Source organism: Paraburkholderia phenoliruptrix (assembly GCF_902859825.1).
In the GTDB taxonomy this organism is placed as follows: Bacteria; Pseudomonadota; Gammaproteobacteria; order Burkholderiales; family Burkholderiaceae; genus Paraburkholderia; species Paraburkholderia phenoliruptrix.
In genome coordinates, this window is sequence record NZ_CADIKB010000001.1 from 19,202 (window position 1) to 40,293 (window position 21,092).

General features: G+C 61.2%; 19 protein-coding genes and 4 pseudogenes. 17 read left to right on the plus strand and 6 right to left on the minus strand.

Annotated features, from left to right (window positions below):
- Positions 1 to 5 precede the first annotated feature (5 nt).
- Entirely contained in the window at positions 6 to 1,136 is a 1,131-nt protein-coding gene (locus HV711_RS00095; protein ID WP_035483394.1) for an FAD-binding oxidoreductase, read from the plus strand.
- 78 nt (positions 1,137 to 1,214) lie between these two features.
- Positions 1,215 to 2,444, plus strand: a complete 1,230-nt coding sequence (locus HV711_RS00100) for a M24 family metallopeptidase (protein ID WP_035483391.1) — start codon at positions 1,215 to 1,217, stop codon at positions 2,442 to 2,444.
- A gap of 355 nt (positions 2,445 to 2,799) precedes the next feature.
- Here the strand turns inward: HV711_RS00100 and HV711_RS00105 are convergent.
- Both HV711_RS00105 and HV711_RS00110 read right to left on the minus strand, forming a co-directional pair.
- Positions 2,800 to 3,247 (minus strand): annotated as a pseudogene (locus HV711_RS00105) (IS3 family transposase); the annotation flags it as partial.
- A gap of 356 nt (positions 3,248 to 3,603) precedes the next feature.
- Positions 3,604 to 4,098, minus strand: a pseudogene (locus tag HV711_RS00110) (DDE-type integrase/transposase/recombinase); the annotation flags it as partial.
- 326 nt (positions 4,099 to 4,424) lie between these two features.
- Here HV711_RS00110 and HV711_RS00115 point away from each other — a divergent pair.
- From HV711_RS00115 to HV711_RS00170, 12 genes are all read left to right on the plus strand, one after another.
- Positions 4,425 to 4,598: a Flp family type IVb pilin gene (locus tag HV711_RS00115; RefSeq protein ID WP_035483387.1), complete on the plus strand. Its 174-nt coding sequence runs from the start codon at positions 4,425 to 4,427 to the stop codon at positions 4,596 to 4,598.
- Positions 4,599 to 4,690: 92 nt separating this feature from the next.
- Positions 4,691 to 5,182 (plus strand): A24 family peptidase, encoded by a 492-nt coding sequence (locus HV711_RS00120; RefSeq protein ID WP_035483384.1) that lies wholly within the window; start codon positions 4,691 to 4,693, stop codon positions 5,180 to 5,182.
- Between the two features lie 14 nt (positions 5,183 to 5,196).
- Positions 5,197 to 6,231, plus strand: coding sequence for a Flp pilus assembly protein CpaB (gene cpaB, locus HV711_RS00125; RefSeq protein ID WP_051224634.1), 1,035 nt, complete (start codon positions 5,197 to 5,199; stop codon positions 6,229 to 6,231).
- 125 nt (positions 6,232 to 6,356) lie between these two features.
- Positions 6,357 to 7,706, plus strand: coding sequence for a type II and III secretion system protein family protein (locus HV711_RS00130; protein ID WP_051224640.1), 1,350 nt, complete (start codon positions 6,357 to 6,359; stop codon positions 7,704 to 7,706).
- A 15-nt stretch (positions 7,707 to 7,721) separates the two neighbouring features.
- Positions 7,722 to 8,093, plus strand: coding sequence for a CpaD family pilus assembly lipoprotein (locus HV711_RS00135; RefSeq protein WP_035483381.1), 372 nt, complete (start codon positions 7,722 to 7,724; stop codon positions 8,091 to 8,093).
- 15 nt (positions 8,094 to 8,108) lie between these two features.
- The gene (locus tag HV711_RS00140; protein ID WP_051224631.1) at positions 8,109 to 9,329 is read left to right on the plus strand and encodes a CpaE/TadZ family protein; all 1,221 of its coding nucleotides are present in this window, start codon (positions 8,109 to 8,111) and stop codon (positions 9,327 to 9,329) included.
- Positions 9,326 to 10,738 (plus strand): TadA family conjugal transfer-associated ATPase, encoded by a 1,413-nt coding sequence (locus HV711_RS00145; protein WP_082201551.1) that lies wholly within the window; start codon positions 9,326 to 9,328, stop codon positions 10,736 to 10,738. Before HV711_RS00140 ends, HV711_RS00145 begins: the two co-directional genes overlap by 4 nt.
- On the plus strand, positions 10,735 to 11,727 hold the full coding sequence (locus HV711_RS00150) for a type II secretion system F family protein (protein WP_035483378.1): 993 nt from the start codon (positions 10,735 to 10,737) through the stop codon (positions 11,725 to 11,727). Before HV711_RS00145 ends, HV711_RS00150 begins: the two co-directional genes overlap by 4 nt.
- Positions 11,724 to 12,671 carry a type II secretion system F family protein gene (locus HV711_RS00155; protein WP_035483376.1) on the plus strand — a complete coding sequence of 316 codons (948 nt, stop codon included), beginning with the start codon at positions 11,724 to 11,726 and terminating at the stop codon, positions 12,669 to 12,671. Before HV711_RS00150 ends, HV711_RS00155 begins: the two co-directional genes overlap by 4 nt.
- Positions 12,668 to 13,537 carry a tetratricopeptide repeat protein gene (locus HV711_RS00160; RefSeq protein ID WP_051224624.1) on the plus strand — a complete coding sequence of 290 codons (870 nt, stop codon included), beginning with the start codon at positions 12,668 to 12,670 and terminating at the stop codon, positions 13,535 to 13,537. The genes HV711_RS00155 and HV711_RS00160 overlap by 4 nt, the downstream gene beginning before the upstream one ends.
- Positions 13,534 to 13,962, plus strand: a complete 429-nt coding sequence (locus tag HV711_RS00165) for a TadE/TadG family type IV pilus assembly protein (protein ID WP_035483373.1) — start codon at positions 13,534 to 13,536, stop codon at positions 13,960 to 13,962. Before HV711_RS00160 ends, HV711_RS00165 begins: the two co-directional genes overlap by 4 nt.
- Before the next feature lie 85 nt (positions 13,963 to 14,047).
- Positions 14,048 to 15,022 carry a TadG family pilus assembly protein gene (locus tag HV711_RS00170; RefSeq protein ID WP_082201550.1) on the plus strand — a complete coding sequence of 325 codons (975 nt, stop codon included), beginning with the start codon at positions 14,048 to 14,050 and terminating at the stop codon, positions 15,020 to 15,022.
- A 116-nt stretch (positions 15,023 to 15,138) separates the two neighbouring features.
- Here the strand turns inward: HV711_RS00170 and HV711_RS00175 are convergent.
- Positions 15,139 to 15,405: pseudogene (locus HV711_RS00175) on the minus strand (divalent metal cation transporter); the annotation flags it as partial.
- Positions 15,406 to 16,495: 1,090 nt separating this feature from the next.
- A pseudogene (locus tag HV711_RS34050) lies at positions 16,496 to 16,573 on the minus strand (VIT1/CCC1 transporter family protein); the annotation flags it as partial.
- 142 nt (positions 16,574 to 16,715) lie between these two features.
- On the opposite strand from HV711_RS34050, the gene HV711_RS00180 reads away from it, so the two are divergent.
- The 3 genes from HV711_RS00180 to HV711_RS00190 all read left to right on the plus strand — a co-directional run bounded on the left by HV711_RS00180 (position 16,716) and on the right by HV711_RS00190 (position 18,762).
- Positions 16,716 to 17,255 (plus strand): hypothetical protein, encoded by a 540-nt coding sequence (locus tag HV711_RS00180; protein ID WP_175144955.1) that lies wholly within the window; start codon positions 16,716 to 16,718, stop codon positions 17,253 to 17,255.
- A 27-nt stretch (positions 17,256 to 17,282) separates the two neighbouring features.
- Positions 17,283 to 17,876 (plus strand): cytochrome b, encoded by a 594-nt coding sequence (locus HV711_RS00185; RefSeq protein WP_051224621.1) that lies wholly within the window; start codon positions 17,283 to 17,285, stop codon positions 17,874 to 17,876.
- Positions 17,877 to 18,069: 193 nt separating this feature from the next.
- The gene (locus HV711_RS00190) at positions 18,070 to 18,762 is read left to right on the plus strand and encodes a phosphatase PAP2 family protein (protein ID WP_035483362.1); all 693 of its coding nucleotides are present in this window, start codon (positions 18,070 to 18,072) and stop codon (positions 18,760 to 18,762) included.
- 812 nt (positions 18,763 to 19,574) lie between these two features.
- On the opposite strand, the gene HV711_RS00195 is transcribed toward HV711_RS00190, so the two are convergent.
- Both HV711_RS00195 and dmeF read right to left on the minus strand, forming a co-directional pair.
- Entirely contained in the window at positions 19,575 to 19,775 is a 201-nt protein-coding gene (locus HV711_RS00195; protein ID WP_035483360.1) for a DUF1289 domain-containing protein, read from the minus strand.
- A 3-nt stretch (positions 19,776 to 19,778) separates the two neighbouring features.
- The gene (gene dmeF, locus HV711_RS00200) at positions 19,779 to 21,086 is read right to left on the minus strand and encodes a CDF family Co(II)/Ni(II) efflux transporter DmeF (protein WP_035483358.1); all 1,308 of its coding nucleotides are present in this window, start codon (positions 21,084 to 21,086) and stop codon (positions 19,779 to 19,781) included.
- Between the last annotated feature and the right edge of the window lie 6 nt (positions 21,087 to 21,092).

Sequence of the window (21,092 nt, forward strand, 5' to 3'; positions counted from 1 at the left end):
TTGCCATGAATTGCGTGGAAAGCATGTTTCATCAGTTGCCTCAGACCGCCGATCGATTGACTGACGCCGCCACGTGGGAGCAAGGTGCGCGCCACTGGCCGAGTGGTGAACAGCAGACGTTGACCTGTTGCCGCGTCATTGACGAGACACATGACGTGAAGACGTTCGAGTTCCGCACCGAAGATGGCCTGCCGGTGCGCTTCGAGCCGGGCCAGTTCATGACGGTATCGGCGGATGTCCATGGGCACCGGCTCGAGCGTTGTTACACGATCTCTTCGCCGCCGACGCGTCCGTATCTAGTCTCCATGACGGTCAAGCGAGTGCCCGGCGGTGCGATGTCCAACTGGCTTCACGAAAGCATGCAGCCAGGAAAGCAGTTGCGCGCGTACGGCCCGTCCGGCAGTTTCACGGCGACCGCAGCTGCAGCGACAAAGTCGTTGTACCTGTCCGCCGGCTCGGGTGTCACGCCGCTCATGTCCATGACACGCGCGAGTATTGACCTCGGCTTGGACCGCGACATCGTCTTTATTCATAGCGCGCGGACACCCGCCGACATCGTCTTCCGAAGGGAACTGCAGAGGCTCGCTGAACTTTCTCCTCGCCTCAAGACATTTTTCGTGTGTGAAGGCGTCGGAGACGAAGGTGGCTGGTCTGGCCCGGTAGGGCGGCTCAGCCTCCAGCTTCTCTCCGAGTGGGTGCCCGACCACACCGAGCGCGAGGTATTTACTTGTGGTCCGGCTGGCTACATGAACGCGGTGCGCGCATTGCTTCATGAGGGCGGACACAACCCTGCGCGTTATCACCAGGAAAGTTTCGACATCAGCGCCGGCGTCGCACCGGAACCCATCGCACCGGCGAGCGAGGCCGCGCAAGAGACCTTCACCATCAAGCTATCCCGCTCGTCGAAGTCGTTCACGATGAACGCGGCGGAGACGGTCCTTTCCGCCGCGAGAAAAGCCGGAGTAGCAATCCCGTCGTCGTGCAGTCAGGGCATGTGCGGCACGTGCAAGACGAAGGTGCTTGAAGGGACGGTTGACATGAACCACAACGGCGGAATCCGAGAGCGAGAGATTCAGAAGGGATTCCGACTCCTCTGCTGCAGCCGTCCGACTTCGGATTTGGTACTGGAGCTCTGACAGTAGCCGGTATCTCTTTTGAACAGCTTGCCATTTCGCGCAGCCCGACACTCACAATAACGTCTGGAGCAGCAAAGAATGACGGACGACCAGCTCTTGAATGGAGGTGCCGCAGTTGAAACGGGTGGAAAGGAAAGCGTACTGCGCGACGTTCGAGCGTATCGACTCGCGCGGGTACAGGGACAGTTGCGTAAAAACAAATGCCCGGCAATCCTGCTCTACGACCCGGTCAATATTCGATACGCGACCGACACGTCAAACATGCAGGTTTGGGCGGGCCGCAATCCGGCGCGATACGTTATGGTCTTCGCTGACGGTCGCATCATCGCGTGGGAATTCCACAGCAGTGCGCACGTATGGGACGGGCTGGACCTGAACGTCGAGTTACGTGGCGCACTGAGCTGGACGTTCTTCAACGCTGGGCATGAAGCTAAACGCCGCGCCGAGACGTGGGGCGCGGAGATAGTCGATGTGTTCAGGAAAAATGCACCTGGCGACAGCCTGCTGGCGGTAGACCGGCTCGACCCGTTCGGCACGGCATACCTGGAAAAACATGGCATTACCCTGCTGGACGGGCAGGCCCTGATGGAGACGGCGCGCCTGATCAAATCACCGGGCGAACTCGTTCTGATTGGTGAGTCGCTGCGCAGCGCTGAAAAGGGAATCGAGCGTATGCGTCGCGAGCTTCGTCCTGGACTGTCTGAAAACGACGTCTGGGCCCATCTGCACTACGAGAACATCCGGAACGGCGGCGAGTGGATTGAAACCCGACTTCTCGCGTCGGGTGACCGGACGAATCCCTGGATGCATGAATGTTCCAGCCGGGTTTTGCAAGCCGGCGACCTTCTCGCGCTTGACACGGACATGGTTGGGCCGAACGGCTACTGCTCCGATATTTCGCGCACCTGGCTGGTGGGTGACTGCCGTCCTTCCGACGAGCAGCGCGAGCTGTACGCGCTCGCCTACGCCCAGGTCCACTTCAATATGGACATTCTGCGCTCAGGCATGACCTTCCGCCAGTTTTCGGAAAAGGCATGGAGGATTCCGGCCCCCTACCTCAAGAACCGATATTGCTGCCTTGCTCACGGCATAGGGATGGTCGATGAGTATCCCTCCATTGCGCACGAGGTCGACTGGGAAAGCGCAGGTTACGACGGGCTGTTCGAGGTCGGCATGACGGTATGCGTCGAAAGCTACATCGGTGCGGGAGGCGGTAGTCAGGGCGTGAAGCTGGAGCAGCAGGTCGTGCTCACGGAGAACGGTTGCACCCCGCTTACCGACTGCAGCTTCGAGACCGACTGGCTGTAATGTAGTCAAAGTAGCAACCGCATCCGCATTCCATCTACACATGACATCAGGAGACAGCATGTCAGGCAGAAGTCGTCGACACTGCTGGCAGGAAGGCCAATCACGGCGTCATTCTTCGAGTCGTCGCAACGAATATCAGCGGGTCGGACCAGCACATGGTTCGCGGGAGAACCACGGCCCCTGAGCGACGTCGTCAGCGCCTTCCTAGCGGATGTGATGTCTGCGATGACTCGACGAGCGCCAGCATACATGTCGGCGCGAGCAGAAGCGCACGGTGCTTGATAGAAGTAGAAACTGCGAGCTAGCCGCAATGCGGCTCAAAGCTCTCGCAACACGGAGGTCTTTTTAGCGCATCGACCAGCTGATTCTTCCAATGTAAAGCGTTGGCCTACTCACGCCTGCTTTTTGGGCAAGCAGGCGCGCGCTTTCCTCTCAGGTGCACAGATCGATGACTGCAGCCTGCTTCGGCGCCGGCGATTTCGGAAGGCTGCCAGTTGCTCGGCCGCCAATGCGCTTTCCGATTTCGGGATGCAGCTCTTCGATCCAGGCAGCGAGCGTCCCGCGACTCCGATATCCCAACGCCCGCAAGGTTGCAGCGGAGCGGCCATGGCCTGAATGATGATCGACGGCCAGCTTCTTCCATTCGGCCGGAGATATCGGCGTGGAACAGATATAGCCGGTCCGCAAATCATGACATTGTTCGTATTCAAGATGCCACGGTCTCTGAGAATTTTTTGTCGGATAACCCGCTGTCGTATGGTCGCCCCGACGCGCTTACCCAACTGACTAGTCGGCGTTTCTATGACCTCAAGTGGGGCCGATTGGGGGCTGTAACACTGAATTGAGAGAGCTTTGCAGTTACACGGAGTCGTTTCGCCCTACCTGCGCGGGGTGCCCGGTCATTGAACGAGCAGCTGCAACAGGCTGGACATGCTTAGAAGACAACGCACCCGCAGATCGACCTCAACCCCATTCGTTAATCGGGGATGCCCCCGCCCCCGCTTCGAAGTGCAATTCTGCCAGTCGACAAGGCACTTTTTCATATCGTCTGTATGGACCGGAGACATGGGTAACAGGTGTGCGGGGAGTAGATAACACATGATCCGCTCATTCCAGTTGGCCGAGGTTGATGGTTCCGAGGTGATAACCGCTCCTGCTAGCCATTGGCCTGACGATGCGCCACGCGACTGAGAGACAGCCGCCCGCCCAGCCGGATCAGCCAGATGGCCAGCGCGGTGAGTTGCCCCGGCTGACTGGGACTGCCTCAGCGCGAACCGTTGTCCGCGTTGATGCGAAGCGGCAGTCCGTAGCGACGGAGCGTACGCTCCAGATGCATCTGGGCGGCGTCGCTCTCGTGCAGCCGCAGGCGTCGAGCGTCAGGTTGTAGCGCGAATGGTCGTCAAGCACCGTCAATGGCGAACAGCGCCGCCCGTCCGGCGGGTCAAACCAGCCCTTGAAGTCCATCTGCGAGAGGTCGTTGGGCTGCGCATGTTCGAAGCGCTGCCTTTTTCGTGGCGGCCTCGGACGCCGCCTCACCGATCAGCCCGTGGCGGTGCAGGATGCCCGACACAGTGCTCGGGGCAGGTACCTCCGCGTAACCCTGATCGCGCAGGCGGCGACTTGTCCTGCGACCGCTCGAGGCCGGGTGCCCTTGCGCCGGTGCCTCCACATTCAACCCCTTCTGACAGTCGGAGCAGGAGATCCATCGTCTCTGCTTCATTGCAACACTACTTGTTGTTGTGCGGCGCCAGTCGACACCTTACGGGACGCAAACATCAGAATTGCGACGCTTTTTGGCTTCACATCGGTGATTCGACGTATCGCGGCTAGTGCTCCAATGTTCAGTAGCAGATCGTCAAAGTTAGGGTTTTGAGATTAAAGACTGCCCTGGATCTGCCGATAGCACATCTGGATGGATGTGATCCGCATCGTCCATTGTCTCGTTTTACTAAGTAAACGGACTCAACACAGGAGCTACTTATGCTGCAATTCATCAAGTCCCTGTCGCGTGATGAACGCGGCGTCAGCGCACTCGAGTACGCCGTGCTCGCGGGCATCATCATTGTTGCGGTCGTGGCCGTTGGCACCGTATTCAGCCCGGCTCTCTCCTCCGTCTTTACTACGCTGACGGCCAAAGCGACAGCTGCAATGTAACTTCATCGCGATGGGGCTGGCGGGAACATGTTTTCTCTAGTGTTCCCGCCGCATTTCTCGCGCAATTGCATAGCTGAACTGGGCAAACCAACATGCTGTACACGGTAAAGCTGGCGACATGCCTCGCGTTGTCTTCTCTGGCGATCTCGGATCTGCTGTTCAGGCGTCTGCCCAACAGTGCAGTGCTCGTCGTCGCGGGTCTCTATTGCATCGCCGCTGCGCTGGTTGGAATCGGCGCTTCCACATTTTTCGGCCACCTCGGCATGGCGGCGAGCGCATTCCTCTCGTCCTCGCTGCTGTTCCGGTTCGGATGGATTGCAGGCGGTGACGTGAAGCTCGCCGCGGCAGTCTTTCTGTGGGCAGGCCCGTCGCTCGCGGCGCCCATCTTCGTCATCGTGTCTGTTTGCGGTCTGATATTGGGGCTTGCCATTATTGCGGTCGACCCCCTCTACCGCCGCATTGAAGCGTTGCACTGGCTGTCATGTCTGTCCCGCGCGCGTGGTGTGCCTTACGGCATTGCGCTGGCGCTCGGTGGGGGCGCGGCAGTGTGGGCACCGCTCGCGCTGAGCGCACCTATCGTCTAGAACAGTTCGCCGCCATGTCGCGAGTCATCAAATTTGCCGGACTGGTCCTCGTCGCGATCATTGGCGCGCTCGTTCTGCGCACGCTCTATATCTCGGCGTCGCATCCGGGCGCCGCAAGTTCACGCGGGGCACAGCGCATTCGTGCTGCTGCCGCGGATCTGCCCGACGGTTTGCTGCTGCGCGATAGCGACCTCGTCTGGAAGAGCGTGCCGCGCGGACAGGCTCCGGCGGGGGCGCTTGTCGAAGGGCAGGCGGGCAGCGGTGACGCTGACATGGATCTCAAGGGCGATCTGCTGCGTCATGCCGTACGCGCCGGCACGCCGCTCGGTCCCGGCGATGTCATCTCGCCTAACGCGCCGGGCTTTCTCGCTGCCGCGCTCAAGCCCGACATGCGCGCGATCTCCGTTGCGATCGACGACGTAACGGGCAATGCGGGGCTGATTCAGCCCGGCGACTACGTGGACGTGCTGCTCACGCAAACGCTGAGCGACTCCGAGAAGAACACCGCCGAAGCGGGTCGAGCTGTGGAAGCGGAGACCGTGGTCAATCGCGTGCGTGTGCTCGCGGTGGGTTCCGCGTTTCAGCGCCCTAAAGACAACGCCACGCAAACCGATACGCGTGCGCGGACCGTGACCTTCGAGGTGACGCCGCACAACGCCCAGGTGATTGCAGTAGCGACTCATCTCGGCACGCTGTCGCTCGCATTGCGCAGTTTCGCCACCAGGGACCGTCACGAGCCGCCAGCCGATACGACCGCGCCGCAAACACCGCCGGTATGGGGCGGCGACGTGTCCCGCGCGTTGCGTGCGGCGCAAGCGACCACGAAGCGCGCTGCCGTGGTGCGCTCGGCCGCACCTGCCGTGATCGTCTATCGCGGCTCGAAGTCGAGCGAGGCCTCTGGCGCTGCATCAATGGGGAGCCCAACGGGGGTGCCGGGACTGCCACCATTGCCGCCTGGCCAGCCGCCACTGCAATCGTCCGTCGCGCAGCCTGCACGGCCGCTCGAAGCGGCGCAAACGGGGACCGGCGGGCAGCCGCTCGCTCAGTAGCGCAAGCGCCGGCCGCTGCGGGCCAAAGCGGCTTGTGTACACGAAAGGTGGGCACGATTCATACAGGAAAGGCTATGTTGCACGTTGTTTTCTCATTCCCTCGCACGCTGCGTCGCTTCTCAGCGATGCTCGTTGCCTGCACTGCCATTCTGTGCAGCCTCGCATGCATGCACGGCGCGCATGCGGCGGACGGCCGTGCGACGCTGGTCGTGCCCGCGGGCAAGGGCGAGATGGTGAAACTTCCCGCGCCGGCCGTCGCCGTATTCGTTGCGGATCCGGATGTGGCCGACGTGCATGTGCCGACGCCAGAAACAGTATTCGTGCTCGGCAAGAAAGCGGGCACGACGACGCTCTTCGCACTCGGGCCGAACAACCGGACCATCCTTCGCGAGAACATCGAGGTCAATGTCGATACTCAGTCGGTGCAACGCATGCTCGATACGCGTTTCCCGCAACTGCATCTCACGCTCACCAGTGCGCCAGGATCACTGATGGTTGCCGGCCGCGTGCCGAGCGCGGCAGATGCCGATGCGGTCGTCGAGTCGCTCAAGCCGTCCCTGCGCGATAAGGAAACGCTGGTCAACCGCCTGACACTGGATCATCCCATTCAGGTCAATCTGCGCGTGCGGATTACTGAAGTAGACCGAAACATCACGCAGGAACTCGGTATCAACTGGAGTTCGCTCGGTTCGGTCGGCAACTTTTTCGGTGGGATTTTCAGCGGCCGCCAGTTGTTCGATAGCGTCACCAATCGATTCCTCCTGTCGTCGACCGGCGCGTTCTCGACAGTGGCCGGCTTTCATACGAAGAACGTCAGTGTCGAGGCGGTGCTCGATGCGCTGGATCAGGAAGGGCTCATCACAATGCTCGCCGAGCCCAATCTGACCGCGATGTCCGGCCAGACCGCGAGCTTTCTTGCAGGCGGAGAATTTCCGGTGCCGGTCGCGCAGGACACGACGGGGGCCATTACTGTCGCCTTCAAGCCGTACGGCGTGTCGCTCGACTTCACGCCGACGGTGCTGGCCGATAACCGCATCAGCCTGAAAGTACGTCCGGAAGTCAGCGACATCGATCCGAGCAATTCGGTCACGCTGGATAGCATCAAGATTCCGGCGCTAACCGTGCGCCGGGTCGACACCACCGTCGAGCTGTCGAGCGGCCAAAGCTTCGCCATCGGTGGTCTGCTGCAAAGCAAGACGAGCGACATACTCGCGGAGCTTCCGGGTCTCGGCCGCCTGCCGATACTCGGCAAGCTGTTTTCGTCCAAAAACTACATCAACAACAAAAGTGAAGTGATCGTCATCGTCACGCCTTATATCGTGCAACCCACCGGTCCCGGACAACTGCGCCAGCCGCTCGAGGGCGTGACGCATGCTGCAGGCGACGTGGAATACGTGCTGCAGCGTTCGCTCGGCATCGATCCGCTGTCCGGCGACGCGCCGCGCCTCGTCGGCGCAGCCGGCTTTGTTTACTGAACGGGGAGCCATGCCATGATTGCGCGCCTGATGTCTTTTGCCTTGCTCGCTGTGTCAGCGGGCTGCATGTCGGCGCATCCGCCGCTCGGCATGCCCGATCCGTTGGTAATTGGGTTCGACGGCTCGCGCGCGGTGCCGCCCGACTGCGGGAAACTCGCGCAGCCGTCTCACCTGGTCGATGCGGGATCCGGCCGTCCCGATGTGTCTTTTGGCTGCGCCACGTACACCAACCTGGCGGTCATGCTCGCGCGGCCGGCGGACCTTGTCGCGCCGATCCCTTATGCAGGAGCCGACGCGGCGCTCGGAGCGAGCGCGGTGCGCCGTTACGAAGAAGGGCGCGCGACTCCGCTCAATTCGACGTCGACAACCAACAACGTGGTTCATTGATCGCGGAGCATTCCAGTGAGCGCCATCGAATCGTTCCTCCGGATCGCGAGCAGCAGCGAAATTAGCGCTGACGATCTGCTTGCGGTCGTGTCCGATCGCGACAGTGAGATCGCGGTGAAGAACCTGATTGTCGATCAGTCGATAGAAAGCGCGTGCGTGCGCAGAGGAACCATCGACGACGCGATCCAGTTGCTGAGGAATGCTGATCGTTCGCCGAGGCAACTAATCGTCGACGTGTCCGGCTCCGAGATGCCGATCAGCGATCTTGCGCGTCTTTCGGACGTCTGCGACCCGTCCGTCGCTGTGGTGGTAGTCGGGGAACGCAACGACGTGGACCTTTATCGCAGCCTGCTTGGCGCCGGCGTCCACGATTATCTTTTCAAGCCACTTTCTGTCGGCCTTCTGCAGCGCGCGCTGACGGCGCGCGATCCGGCTGCCGCGGTGCGCACCGGCAATGCCGTCAGCTTCGTCGGTGCGCGTGGAGGAGTCGGCACCACCACCATCGCAGTGTCGCTGGCGCGCCATCTGGCCGATGTCACGCGTCGGCGCATCGCCTATGTCGATCTCGACCTCCGTGGCGGGGCCGCCAACTCGATGCTCGGACTGACCACCAACAACGGGTTGACCGAACTATTGCAGAACCCGCAGCGCATCGATGCACCGCTCATCAGCCGGATGCTCGTGGCGAAGAGCAATCAGCTTCTCGTCCTCTCGTCCGAGCGACCCTACGGCAACGATTTCGTGTGTCGTCCCGGGGCGGTCTACGAGCTTGTCAATGCGCTGAAGCGCCATTTCCATTACGTGATGCTCGACTTGTCGGGCGTCGCCGGAGCAATCGCTGAAGAGGCGCTCGCCGCGTCCGCATTCATCTATATCACGTCCGACCGGTCGGTGCATGGAGCCCGCGAAACGGCGCGCCTGCTGCGGTTCGCCGAAGACCGCGACAGCGATCCGACGATCACGCTGCTGCTGAACAATCCACACGAACCCGTGGCGGGCCGGGTCGCCGCCGCCGACTTCAAGCGCGCGCTCGGCCGTGCATCCATGTACGAGTTTCCCTACGAACCCAGGACGCTCGCGGCTGCGGAGAATCTCAGCGAACCGATCGCGGCCGGTAAGCCGACGCCTTTCACATCGGCGGTGGTCGGGCTCGCCAACATGTTGACCGGCCGCACTGAGACGGCGCCGCGCAAGCGCTGGTATGAGCGTCTTGTCGGCAACAGGGGCGGGACATGACATTTGGCAAAAGGACCTACGCCGCCGTCGTGCCACCCATGGTCGATAACGACGCGGCCGCAAGCGCAGGCGCCGGTATCAGCGTAGAACGCCCGCAAGCCGGGGCGACGCCGCTGCGCGCGTCCGCTCCTATCGACAGGCATGAAGCGCTCATCCGCTCCGACAAGTTCAAGAAGATCCGCACCGTCGTCTTCGCGTCAATGAACATGTCGGCCGCATTGATGATGTCGCGCGAGCAGGTGCGGGCGGGTATCGAGCAGATCGCCGCCGAAGTGGTCATGGGCGAGCGGCTCAACGTGACGACGGCCGAGCAAACGCTGATCGTCAACGAAATACTCAATGACATGTTCGGCGTCGGCCCCATCGAGCCGCTGCTCGCCGACGAATCGGTGACCGATATCCTTGTCAACGGGCCGGATCAGGTCTACGCGGAGCGGCACGGTCGGCTCGAGCTGACGCCGCTCAAGTTCCGCGACAACGCGCATGTCATCAACGTCGCACAGCGCATCGCCGCCGCAGTCGGGCGCCGCGTGGACGAAAGCAGTCCGATGGTCGACGCGCGTCTCGCCGACGGCAGTCGCGTCAACGTCGTACTGCCGCCGATCGCGATTCGCGGCGCGTCCATCTCCATCCGCAAGTTCGCGAAGCGCAACATCACGCTCGCGCGGATGGCGCAGCAGGGCAATATGTCGCCCGCCATGACGCGGATGCTGAAGATCGCCGGTGCTTGCAGGCTCAATGTCGTGATCTCCGGCGGCACGGGGTCTGGCAAGACCACGCTTCTGAACGCGCTGTCGCATCATATTGACGAGCATGAACGGATCGTCACCATCGAAGACGCGGCCGAGCTTCAATTGCAGCAGCCGCATGTCGTGAGCCTCGAGACGCGCCCGGAGAATGCCGAGGGACTCGGCTCCGTTTCGCAGCGCGATCTGGTGCGCAATGCGCTGCGGATGCGCCCCGACCGCATCATCCTCGGCGAAACACGCGGGGCCGAGGCGTTCGACGTGCTGCAGGCAATGAACACTGGGCACGACGGCTCCATGACGACCATTCACGCAAACACACCGCGCGATGCGATCACCCGGCTAGAGAGCATGGTGATGATGGCAAACGGCAATCTGCCGCTGCTGTCCATACGCCGGCAGATCGCGAGCGCGGTGCACCTGATCCTGCAGATCGAGCGGATGCGTGACGGCATGCGTCGCGTCACGCGCATCACCGAGGTCGCCGGGATGGAGGGCGACGTCGTCATTACTCAAGATCTCTTCACGTTCCGCTTTGACACGACTGCATATCAGGACGAGGTACGCGGCGCGTTCGAGTCGTCGTCGCTGCGCCCCGTCTTTTCGGCGCGAGCGGCCTACTACGGCCTCGAAGATCAACTGCTCGAGGCGATGCGGCCATGACGCCCGCCGATGTCGTCGCCGCCGGCGCCTTCTTCGCGATCCTGATCACGGGCATGATGGCGTCGTCGCTGCGCGATCTGGCGCGGCGCAGGACAGCGCCACGCATCCGCAGTCGGATCGACGAGATCGGAGCCGACGTCGCCCGGCAGCGCAAAGCGGGCCGCCGTGAGCCGGAGCAGGAGCAGGAGCTATTTCGCCGGCGGCACCGCCCGGGAGATGGCGGAGCTTTGTTTGCGTGGCTGCAGAAGCATGCACAACGCGTGCGCGTGGTGAGCGGCGCGGGCGGCTTCCGGCTGATCGCGGCCGTCGCGATTGCCGCCTTCATCGCTGCGCTCGTGGGTGTCAAGCTGGCTTCGGCTCCTGAATGGGCGCTGCCTATCGCCGTCATCGGTGTGCCGCTCCTTGCCGTGCGCGCGACGTATCGTTTTCTGATCGAGCGGTTCCGCACGCGCTTTCTGACCGCTTTTCCCGACACGCTGGATCTGATCATTCGAGCGGTGCGGGCCGGCATTCCGGTCGTGCAGGCCATCAGCACGGCGGGCCGCGAGACTGACGAGCCGGTGCGCTCAACGTTTCGCACCATGGGCGATGCACTGCGCCTCGGTGCGGATCTGCCCGACGTGCTCGACCAGGCCGTGAAGCGGCTGCAGATTGCGGACTTTGCGTTCTTCTCCGTCTGTCTGCTGCTGCAGCGTGAGACGGGCGGCAACCTCGCGGAGACGCTGGAGAATCTCGCCTCGATTATCCGCAGCCGACGCGATATCCGCCTGAAGACCAAGGCACTGACCGCTGAGGGCCGGCTTGCAACCAACATCATTTCGGCTGTGCCGTTCGCTATCACGGGCATGCTGTACATCGTCAACCGGCCCTATATCGAGCTGCTCTTCATTACACCCGCCGGGCACAAGATCCTGACGCTTTCCGCAGTACTGCTGACGATCGGACTGTGGATGGTACGGAAAATCTCGCAACTGGATACCTCGCGATGAACATCCTCGATGCCCGTACGCTTACCAATCTCGCGCTGCTGATCGTGCTGGTCGGCGCCGTTCTCCTCATTTTGCTTCGCACCGGCAGTACGCGCCATCGGATTGCGCAACGCCTGAGGCACGCCGCCGTGCACCGGGTCGCCGATCCCGCCGCGGAAGAGCGCACGCTCGCGAACATGCGGCAGCGGCTGACGCGGCGCGTGGCACTGATCGGCGAACGCGTGCCGGTTCTGAATGCCTTTCAACGCGAGAAGCTCGCCGAGCAGCTTGCGACTGCCGGCTTTCGCGACCGGCGCACCGTGGCGGGACTGGTCGGCCTGAAGATCGTTGTGGGTTCACTGCTCGCGATCGTCGCCATTGTGTTCGGTGCGCATGTGCCTCGCATCGGCGAGTACTTTGTCTTTCGGGTGCTGATGCTGGCGGCGGCTTTCATCGTCGGCATGATCGTGCCGGAGTACGCGCTTGGATTTCTCATCAGCCGTAGGCAGAGGGCGATCTCCTCGTGCCTGCCGGATGCGCTCGACCTGCTCGTGATCTGCACCAATGCGGGCAACAGCCTCGTCGTCGCGATCAAGCGCGTGGCGCACGAACTGTTGCCAATCTGCCCGCCGCTTGCCGACGAGCTTTCCGTCGCAGCGGACGAGTTGCAAATGGGCACTGAGAGCGCCACGGCGCTGCGCAATATGGCGGACCGTATCGGTCTTGCCTCGGTACGCGGACTGGTTACAACACTGATTCAATCGCAGCAGTACGGCACGCCGATCACCCAGTCGCTACGTATGCTCTCGCGCACCGAACGTGCCGCCCAAATGTTTGCACTCGAAGAAAAGGCCGCGAAGCTCGCCCCGAAGATGACCCTGCCCATGATGCTGTTTGTGTTGCCGACGGTGGGCCTGATCGCGGCCGGCCCTGCCGTCATTCAACTCATCGCGGTGTTTAAATGAAACAACACGTCATTTCGTCTTGCCGTTCGCTCGCTGTGGCATCGGTTGTCGCGGTTTTTGTCCTTGCAGGCTGTGAAAGCACGGGCGCTATCGATTCGCGGCCGCTATCTGGACAACAGAAACTCAGCCCCGCGAGCGATCTGCACATTGCGGACAGCGCGCTGTCGGCGGGCAATACCGAACTCGCGCTGACCTTGTACGACAAAGCCTTGCAAGCGAGGCCCGACTCGATTGAGGCGCAACTGGGTCTGGCCGATACCGTGTATCAAGCCGGCGACCTCGAACGTGCACGCGTGCTGTATGCGCGCACGGCGGCCGCTGCCCCGTCGAATCCGAGGCCGAAGCTCGGTCTTGCCCGCGTTGCACTGCGTCAGCGCCGGCTCGACGCTGCAGCTGCGCTTTACCGCACGCTCGCGGCGCAGCTTCCAGACAATCCAGTCACGGCCGAGGGTCTCGGTACGGTGCTCGATCTCCAAGGCCGCCACGATGAAGCGCAGGCCGTCTATCGCGCCGCGCTGCGTGCGCACCCGGAAGTGCAGGGCTTGACGACCGATCTCGGGCTGTCGCTGATCCTCGCTAACAAGCCACGAGAAGCCGCGAACGTGCTGCTTGAGATTGCGGGGCTTGCCAATGCGCCGCCGCAAGCGCGCCAGAACCTTGCGCTCGCCTATGCGCTGCTCGGCAACAGGAGCGCCGCGAAACAGATACTGCAAGCCGACCTGCCTCCTGCATCGGTCGAGGACAATCTGCGCTTCTACGAGACTCTCCGTACGAAGCTGGAGCCGCCGGCCGAAGCCGCGGCAGCCGCGCGTCTGGGCGCGGTGTCCACGGGGCGCGTCGCCCATGACGCGGAGACTGCGAAATGAAGGCACGTGGCCCTCGATCCCTTCGTGAGGAAAGAGGCATTGCCGCGCTGGAGTTCGTGCTCGTGCTTCCTTTTCTGCTTATGGTGCTGTTCGGCATCATCGATGTGAGCATGATTCTGTGCGACAAGGCAGTGATCACGAATGCGAGCCGTGAAGCGGCGCGCGCGGGGGTGGTGCTGCGTGTGACCCCGTTGAGCAGCACGCAGATCCAGAACATTGCGCTCAGCTATACGCAAAATAGCCTGGTGACAGGAGGGCCCGCGACTTCGGCGAGCGCCGTCGCACAAGTCGGGACTCAGACATCGGGCTCGCCGCTCACCGTAACAGTCACGTACCAGTACCAGGGGTTCGTGCTCGGTTCGATGTTCAGCGCGCTCACCGGCCCGGTTACGATCAGTGCGATCACGGTGATGAACTATGAGTGACAGGATCATGCCCCGCCGGACCGCTCACGCCTATCCGAGACGTCGCGCGTTGGGACCACGAATGCGTCAGCGAGGATCGGTTGTCATGTTCTTCGTCGCTTTCCTGATCCCTTTGTTGATATTCGCCGCATTCGCGATCAACATGGCGCGCCTGAGTGTAGTGCGTAACGAGTTGCAGAATGCCGCAGACGCCGCAGCGCTTGCGGGCGCCTCACACTTCATTGCAAATGGCGCCGGTACGCCTGACTGGGCCGGCGCGGCGTCCGCGACAACCACCGCTATCGCACTGAATGCGTCGGACGGAATCAAATTGTCGAGCGGAACCGTGACAACGGGCTATTGGAATCTGGCGGGCTCTCCGTCGACCTTGCAGCCAACCACGATTACACCGGGCACCAACGACGCCCCCGCCGTGGAAGTCAAAATAAGCCGCAGCGCAAACCAGAACGGCGGACTAGTCAGCCTGACCTTCGGCGTACTGTTAGGCGTACCGAGCGTGCCGGCAACCGCCACGGCGATCGCGGTCGCCGCACCGCCGGGCACCGTGGCAGGTGGACTCTTTCCCGTTGCGCTCGGGCAGTGCCTGTATCAGACGTATTGGGATTCGAGCACCAATCAGCCGAGAGTCGACCCCTCAACCGGCAAGGCATACGAGTTTCAGATTGGCAGCGATTATGCATACGGCGGTGGCTGCGATGCGGGTCAGTGGACCTCGTTCACCAGCGTTGCGAACGACGTGCCGACGATTCGCGGACTGATTGAAAACGGCAATCCAACGTCGCTCAGTATTGGTGACAACATCTACATTCAGCCGGGTGCAAAAACCACGCTGTATAGCTCGGTGCCGAGCAACACGGTCATCTACGTGCCCATTGTGAGTCAGATCGTCACGAAGACCTTCCAGCCTATCGTTGCCTTTGCCGCCTTCTACGTCGACTATGCGGTGGGCGGCAGCGGCAAGTACATTGCGGGCCATTTCCTGACCGGCTACAACATACCGCAGTCTTCGGGCGTGGGTCCGGGCTACGGTGGGTATGTGCCGCCTCGTCTCGCTTTTTGACATGCGCACTGACGTCCGGTTCGTCTGACACATGTATCGTGTCGAGATCAAGGTCACGGGATGAGAATGCGGGAGAATCGGGCGATTTCGAGCCTGCAGGCGATTCCTACGACGGTGACGGCGAATTGCCCCATCACGCGCCTGCTACGCGCCATCAGCATCATGACGATCATGATTGGTACGGCAGTCACACCGTTGATCACGGCGCTCCAGTAGAGTGCGCGAATCGGATCGAAGTGCATGAAGGTGATGACAACACCGCCGACGATGGCGAGCGCAATCACCGCGTAAAACTTGCGCGCAAGTGTTAGACGCAGTGCAAGGTTGCTACGCCAGCGGAAGCCCCCGGCAGCGGCATACGCAGCCGGTCCTGTGAGGACGGGCGTCCGGCCAACCGATCGGCACGATCACCGCGACGGAGATTGCTTAGCTCCTGTCGTGGGTGCGGTCGCAATCCGCTCATGGTGTTCAAGCCGCTCGGTCGCGAGGCCATCGTAAGCACTCGACCTGACGAGTTCGGATCCTATTTCCTTCAAGATCGGAACCACCATCCTGATTGCCGGCGTCATTGCCCCCTGGCTCGAACTGGCAAGCGTCACAAACTGGACGCTGTGCTTGCGGGAGCGGTGCAATGAGCCGCCGTGCCGAACGGCCCGTGGAGCATGGCACCGTCGCACAGCATCGCTTCGGAACATGAGAAACATGTTTACCGGAGCGACCGGGGCCGAACTTTGAAAAACACTTGCGAAAGCTGTCCAGGAACTCGACGCTTATTCGTCTAGCCCCCGATTGCTGACAACCCTTAGTCGCGGGTGGAACGAACAGTCGTCTTTTGGCTTCGGTCGCAGGTTACGCGACAAAAATACCGCTATTAATAGAAGAAAACTTATCCTAATAGCGCGGTTCGCCTTGCCATTTTTCGCCGGACATCGCTTGCTGTATCCGCCCAGTTTGCGCGTCCGGGGCCTTAGCTGCGTTGTTCCTCGAGCCTAAACCTTGGACAGATCGGTTCCGCCCGGTCGCCGAGCGCCGTCGCCCAGCTCACTCGCGGTTGCGTCGTACCTCGTCCGCCAGCGTGAGCGCTTGACCGTACCAGCGCGTTGTTGGAGCCAGTTTCGCGCCCTCGCTCCCGAAACCGTGATGGGTCAACTAATACTCGGCTGCGACGGATGTCGGCATCGGGCTGGTGCAACCTTTGGCAACCCCAGCAGGGTTGCGAGGGGGCGCCACCAACGCGCCGGCAATTCGTCGCGCAGCGCCGCGGTCGCGTGATCGCGGCTCTAGGCGTTGCGGCGCATGTCTGCAGATGGGCGTTTTCGAAGCGCGAGTCGTGGCCGCCAATCAGCCAAGACGGGTAGGATCTCACACCCACGGACAAACGGCCGGGTGTAAACGGCCGCATGGCGCTAGCGTTTGGCAATGCTCGTTACCCTCCGGGATGCGCCTTGGCAATGACAAGGAGACAGGCGCTCATCATGAAACAGAGACTCCGAGGAGGCGTCCAACGCCAAACGTGGAAGCAGCGGCGGCAAGACCGATAACGATCTGTCGCCCGGAGGCAGGAAGAGACTGCCGCTGCAGACCACGGATTCCGCCAAGTTCGGCCGGATCTAGCCTCACTTCTTGCTTCGCTGCCATGTTCGGTAGCTCCGGGTATGGTAGGAAGGCTTACCTCTGACGCTTCCGGACACAAGTGACAACCGCGAATTTTAAGATAACTGACAATGGAAATCATTGGTGGATTGATTTCGTGACTTGGCTTGCGGCTGTGGAAAAGCCAAGGTTCAGGAAACCTTCAGCTTACGCGATCAGAATAACTTCGGATGTCCCCGCAGGCTTTGCTGTGTGCGACGATTACGAGGCCACCTTGAACCGAGATGCTGTGTGCATTACCCGGACGTATCTGAAAACGGCCGCCATCGGGGCGATGGTTTTGCAATGTGCGGTGCTTGCGTATATCGCGATGATGCCCGTTGACGAGGCGGTATTTACCACCGCAACGTTTCGCTATGGGGCTGTTGCCGGGATTGCCGCGTTCGTCGCGACTGTTCGCATCGCTAGCCACATGGCGCAGGCTCACATCACTGAAATGCGCCTGGCTCAACCGGGAGCAGGTCAGAACTGCCGTACTCATGAGGCTTGGACGGCAGCGCTTCGCCTTCTGTCCCGGGCTAATCATTGCTTCACCGGGGAGGTAGTGGATGGCGATAGTTCTTTCCGCCCGAAAGCCTGACCCTGCACGCCTACTATTCATCACACGATGCAACGCGACCGGACTTCTAACGTCACGAGGACAGCCACGCGAATTGCGGCAGGCGATGACAGGACGACATACGATCGTCTCTCCGTCACACTGCATTGGCTGACCGCCGCGCTTGTTCTTACGCAGTTCGTGCTCGCTCAGGTGTGGGGCTTCACGCCGCGACCGACTCGCCACGTCCTGATCGTGGCGCACATGTCTTTCGGTATTGTTCTGACGGGAGTTCTCGTAGTCAGGATTGTGTGGCGGTTGTCCCCGGGACATCAAAAGCCCGTTGCTAAAGCGGGCTGGGTGGAGCGCGCGGCCGAGACGGTCCACTTCGCTCTTTATGTATTACTGGTTTGTGAGGCGGCGCTGGGTTTCATTCTGCGGTGGTCTGGCAATGAATCCATGAGCTTCTTCGGATTGCAGATACCACCACCGTTCTCCCCGTTTGGAAAGCCAGCTCACCGCAGCCTAGGAGAGTTGCACGATTGGACCGGATGGACAATCATCGTCCTGGCGGCTTGCCACGCAGCTGCGGCACTGTTTCATCACTTCGTGGTCCGCGATGACGTTTTGACCCGCATGCTACCAGGTATAAGGAGGCGGTGATTGCTATCAGACATGATTCGGACCGTGAAGGCTCCGTCGAACGATCATAAAGATGGCGACGCTTCACCCGTTTCAACGATGCAGGACCTAGCCCCACTGCATGGACTAGTGGCGCACGCGTTGACGACGGCATTCTTAAAAAGCAGAGCACTTCCCTATATGTTGCGACACAACGGATGCCAGGTGCTAGCCGATGAACAGTTTCGATTTGTCAATTGAGACGTATCTGTCTCACGTGCATTTAGGTCATTTGGCCACCAGGTCTTTAGAAGCGCTCGCTGGCCTCTACACGTTCAAGGGCCTCGTACTGATCCCCTTGCTGTGGTGGTTGTGGTTCGAGCCGAGCGCCCGCCGTGAATGGCGGCGAGAAGTTGTCATCGCGACGGCGCTTAGCGGCGTCGCCGCACTTTTTCTAGCAAGGCTGCTAACTCACTGGTTGCCTTTCCGGGTGCGCCCCGTCTACAGCACCATACTTCATCTCCAGTTCGCGAACGGCGCCAACATGGGTATGGGGTTGATGGACTGGAGTTCGCTCCCGAGCGATCATGCAATGCTGTGGATGGCCATCGCGACTGGCATTTTCCTGGCGGCGCCGCGCATTGGTATCCTGGCGCTGCTCTATGCAGTATTTTTTATTTGCGCGCCGCGTGCTTATCTTGGTCTGCACTACCCGACCGATCTGCTGGCCGGCGCTGCAATGGGAATTGCAATTACCGTGACCGCGACGCGCGATGCGATCCGCGCGCGAATTGCATCTCCAGCCCTGCGATGGATCGAACGGCACCAGGCTCCTTCTGCGATGGTGGCTTTCGTACTGTGTGCCGAGCTTGTCATGCAGTTCGACGAACTGCGCGATCTGGCGAGCGGCTTGATCGAGCACATATGAACCGGATGGCATAGGCTAACGAGATGTCAATTCGATGCGTGGCGCTAGTTCCGTTCCCGCACCGGCCAAGAGGGGGATGACAGCAAGGCTAGTAGGCGAACCCATAGATCCCTCTGCAGACCGATAACCATCCGAATGCAACGCGGAAGCCAGACGCCGGATACCATGTTCTTCAACCGCTTACAATAGTAGTGCTCGAATTTGCCCTGCCAGACCTACACGCCCCCGTGAATCAGGATTCCGTTCAAATCAACAGTCACTGTACGGTTGTCGATGGCGGTCCGGAATTCACGAGCCCGAACTGGACCGGGTTTGCGAGCGCTTCTATCGCAGCGCGGGGACGAAAGAGTAAGGCAGCGGCCTGGGACTGGCAATTGGGTCGCGCATCGCCGATCGACATAACGCCACGCTTTGCAGAAGAACAGCACCGGCCAGCCGGGGCTTAGCGTAGCTTTGACAGGGTTACGCGGCATCTTAAGAAGCAAATCGGCATCGACGGGACATTGTGGCGCCGGCCCGCGTGCGCGCTGCCGTGTCCGTTGCGTTCAGGACTCGCCGCGATGTCCGCAGCGACTCGCGAAGCTGCCGTTGCCGCAACTCTCATCCGAGAGGCCGCAACGCGGTCGGAAGTACGCACTGACGACTGGCCGCTTCAGGGCAGCGAAATTCCACTGGCCGCTTTCTCGCGATGAGTTGAAGGACGGGCTGGCACGTCCCGACCCGTTTCTGCCACTGACAAACTCCCCGCTCAAACGGCCGCAATATGGTGTACTTCGGACATTCGATGCAGGTGCCGGGGAACAGGTCAACCTTCAGCTTTTCAGCTTAGCGTCCTGCACGTCGCGTGCGACCTTCGCCTGTCGCCGGGTCTTCTCCTTGAGTATCTGATGACGCCGGTGGTCCGTCATCTTCTTCCAGCCGCGGATTTCGTCGAGCGTCCGAAAGCAGCCGATGCAAAGACCGGTCTTCCCATCGAACGCACAGACATCGATGCATGGCGATTTGACTGCCATCGCTCAGGCCACAACGCGGGTCGGGTTCACTTCGACCGTCACATGCGACAGTCCCTTGAAACGCTTGAGTGCTGCGCGGTAGAAGCCCGGGTTGCGCCGCACTTCGTCGGTGGCCACCGAAACGATCGCGCTCATATGCCCCGGACCGACGCGCCAAACATGGAGGTCAAGCACGGTGTCGCCGTTGTCTTCGATGACATGACGGACCTTCTCCGACATACGCTTGTCCACATTCATGTCGAGCAGAATGCCACCCGTATCGCGCATCAAGCCCCACGACCAGTTCGCAATCACCAGCGCGCCGATCACACCCGCAAGCGGGTCCATCCAGACCCAGCCGAACGCACGCGCGAGCAGCAGGCCGATGATCGCCAGCACGGAAACCGCCGCGTCGGCAATGACGTGAATGTAGGCTGAGCGGATGTTGTGGTCACGATTCGCTGCCGCCTGGGGATCATCGTGACCGTGCGCGTGTTCCTGGAACTCGATCTCATGCTCACCATCGGGCAGGCGGACGACCGCCCTGAATGCGTGCGGCTCGGGAATGTCCTCCTTGGATTCCAAATAACCACCGTGGTCGGCAAAGGCGAAGGTCTGGTGCTTGCCGTCGGGGCGGATCGTCGTCACGGAAACAGCGTCGGTGTCTAGTTTCGAGGAGTCCGTTTCGGGTGTAATGCGGAAGACAGGTGGTACCCCGTCTTCGAAGACCGATAAAGCGAATACGCCAGCGTTACCAAAGATGCGATGCACCTCTTCCTCGTGACTGTGTTCGTCCTCGTGCCCGTGGCCATGACCGTGCCCGTGGCCATGACCGTGCCCGTGGCTATGTCCATGGCTGTGGCCGTGGTGATCGCCGCTCAGCAGCCAAACGCTCGCGAGATTGACCAGAAGTCCGAGCACAGCGATGGGGATCGCCTGGCCAAAATGGATGGGCACGGGCGAGAGAAAGCGCGAAACAGCTTCGTACGCGATTAGCAGCGCGATCATCGCGAGTACGATGGCGCTGGTAAAGCCCGCGAGATCGCCCAGCTTGCCGGTGCCAAATACGAAGCGGGTATCGCCAGCATGCTTGCGCGCGTACGTATAAGCCAAAGCGGCGATGAGCATCGCTCCAGCGTGTGTCGACATGTGCAGACCGTCGGCGACAAGTGCCAGCGAGCCAAAGAGACTCCCGCCGACAATTTCAGTGACCATCATCGCACTGCACAACGCAATCACCATCCACGTTCTGCGCTCATTGTCTTCATGGGCTGCGCCCAGAAAGATGTGGTCGTGTCCCGCTCCGAAAGCGGAATCTTCAAAGTTGCTCATGGTTTC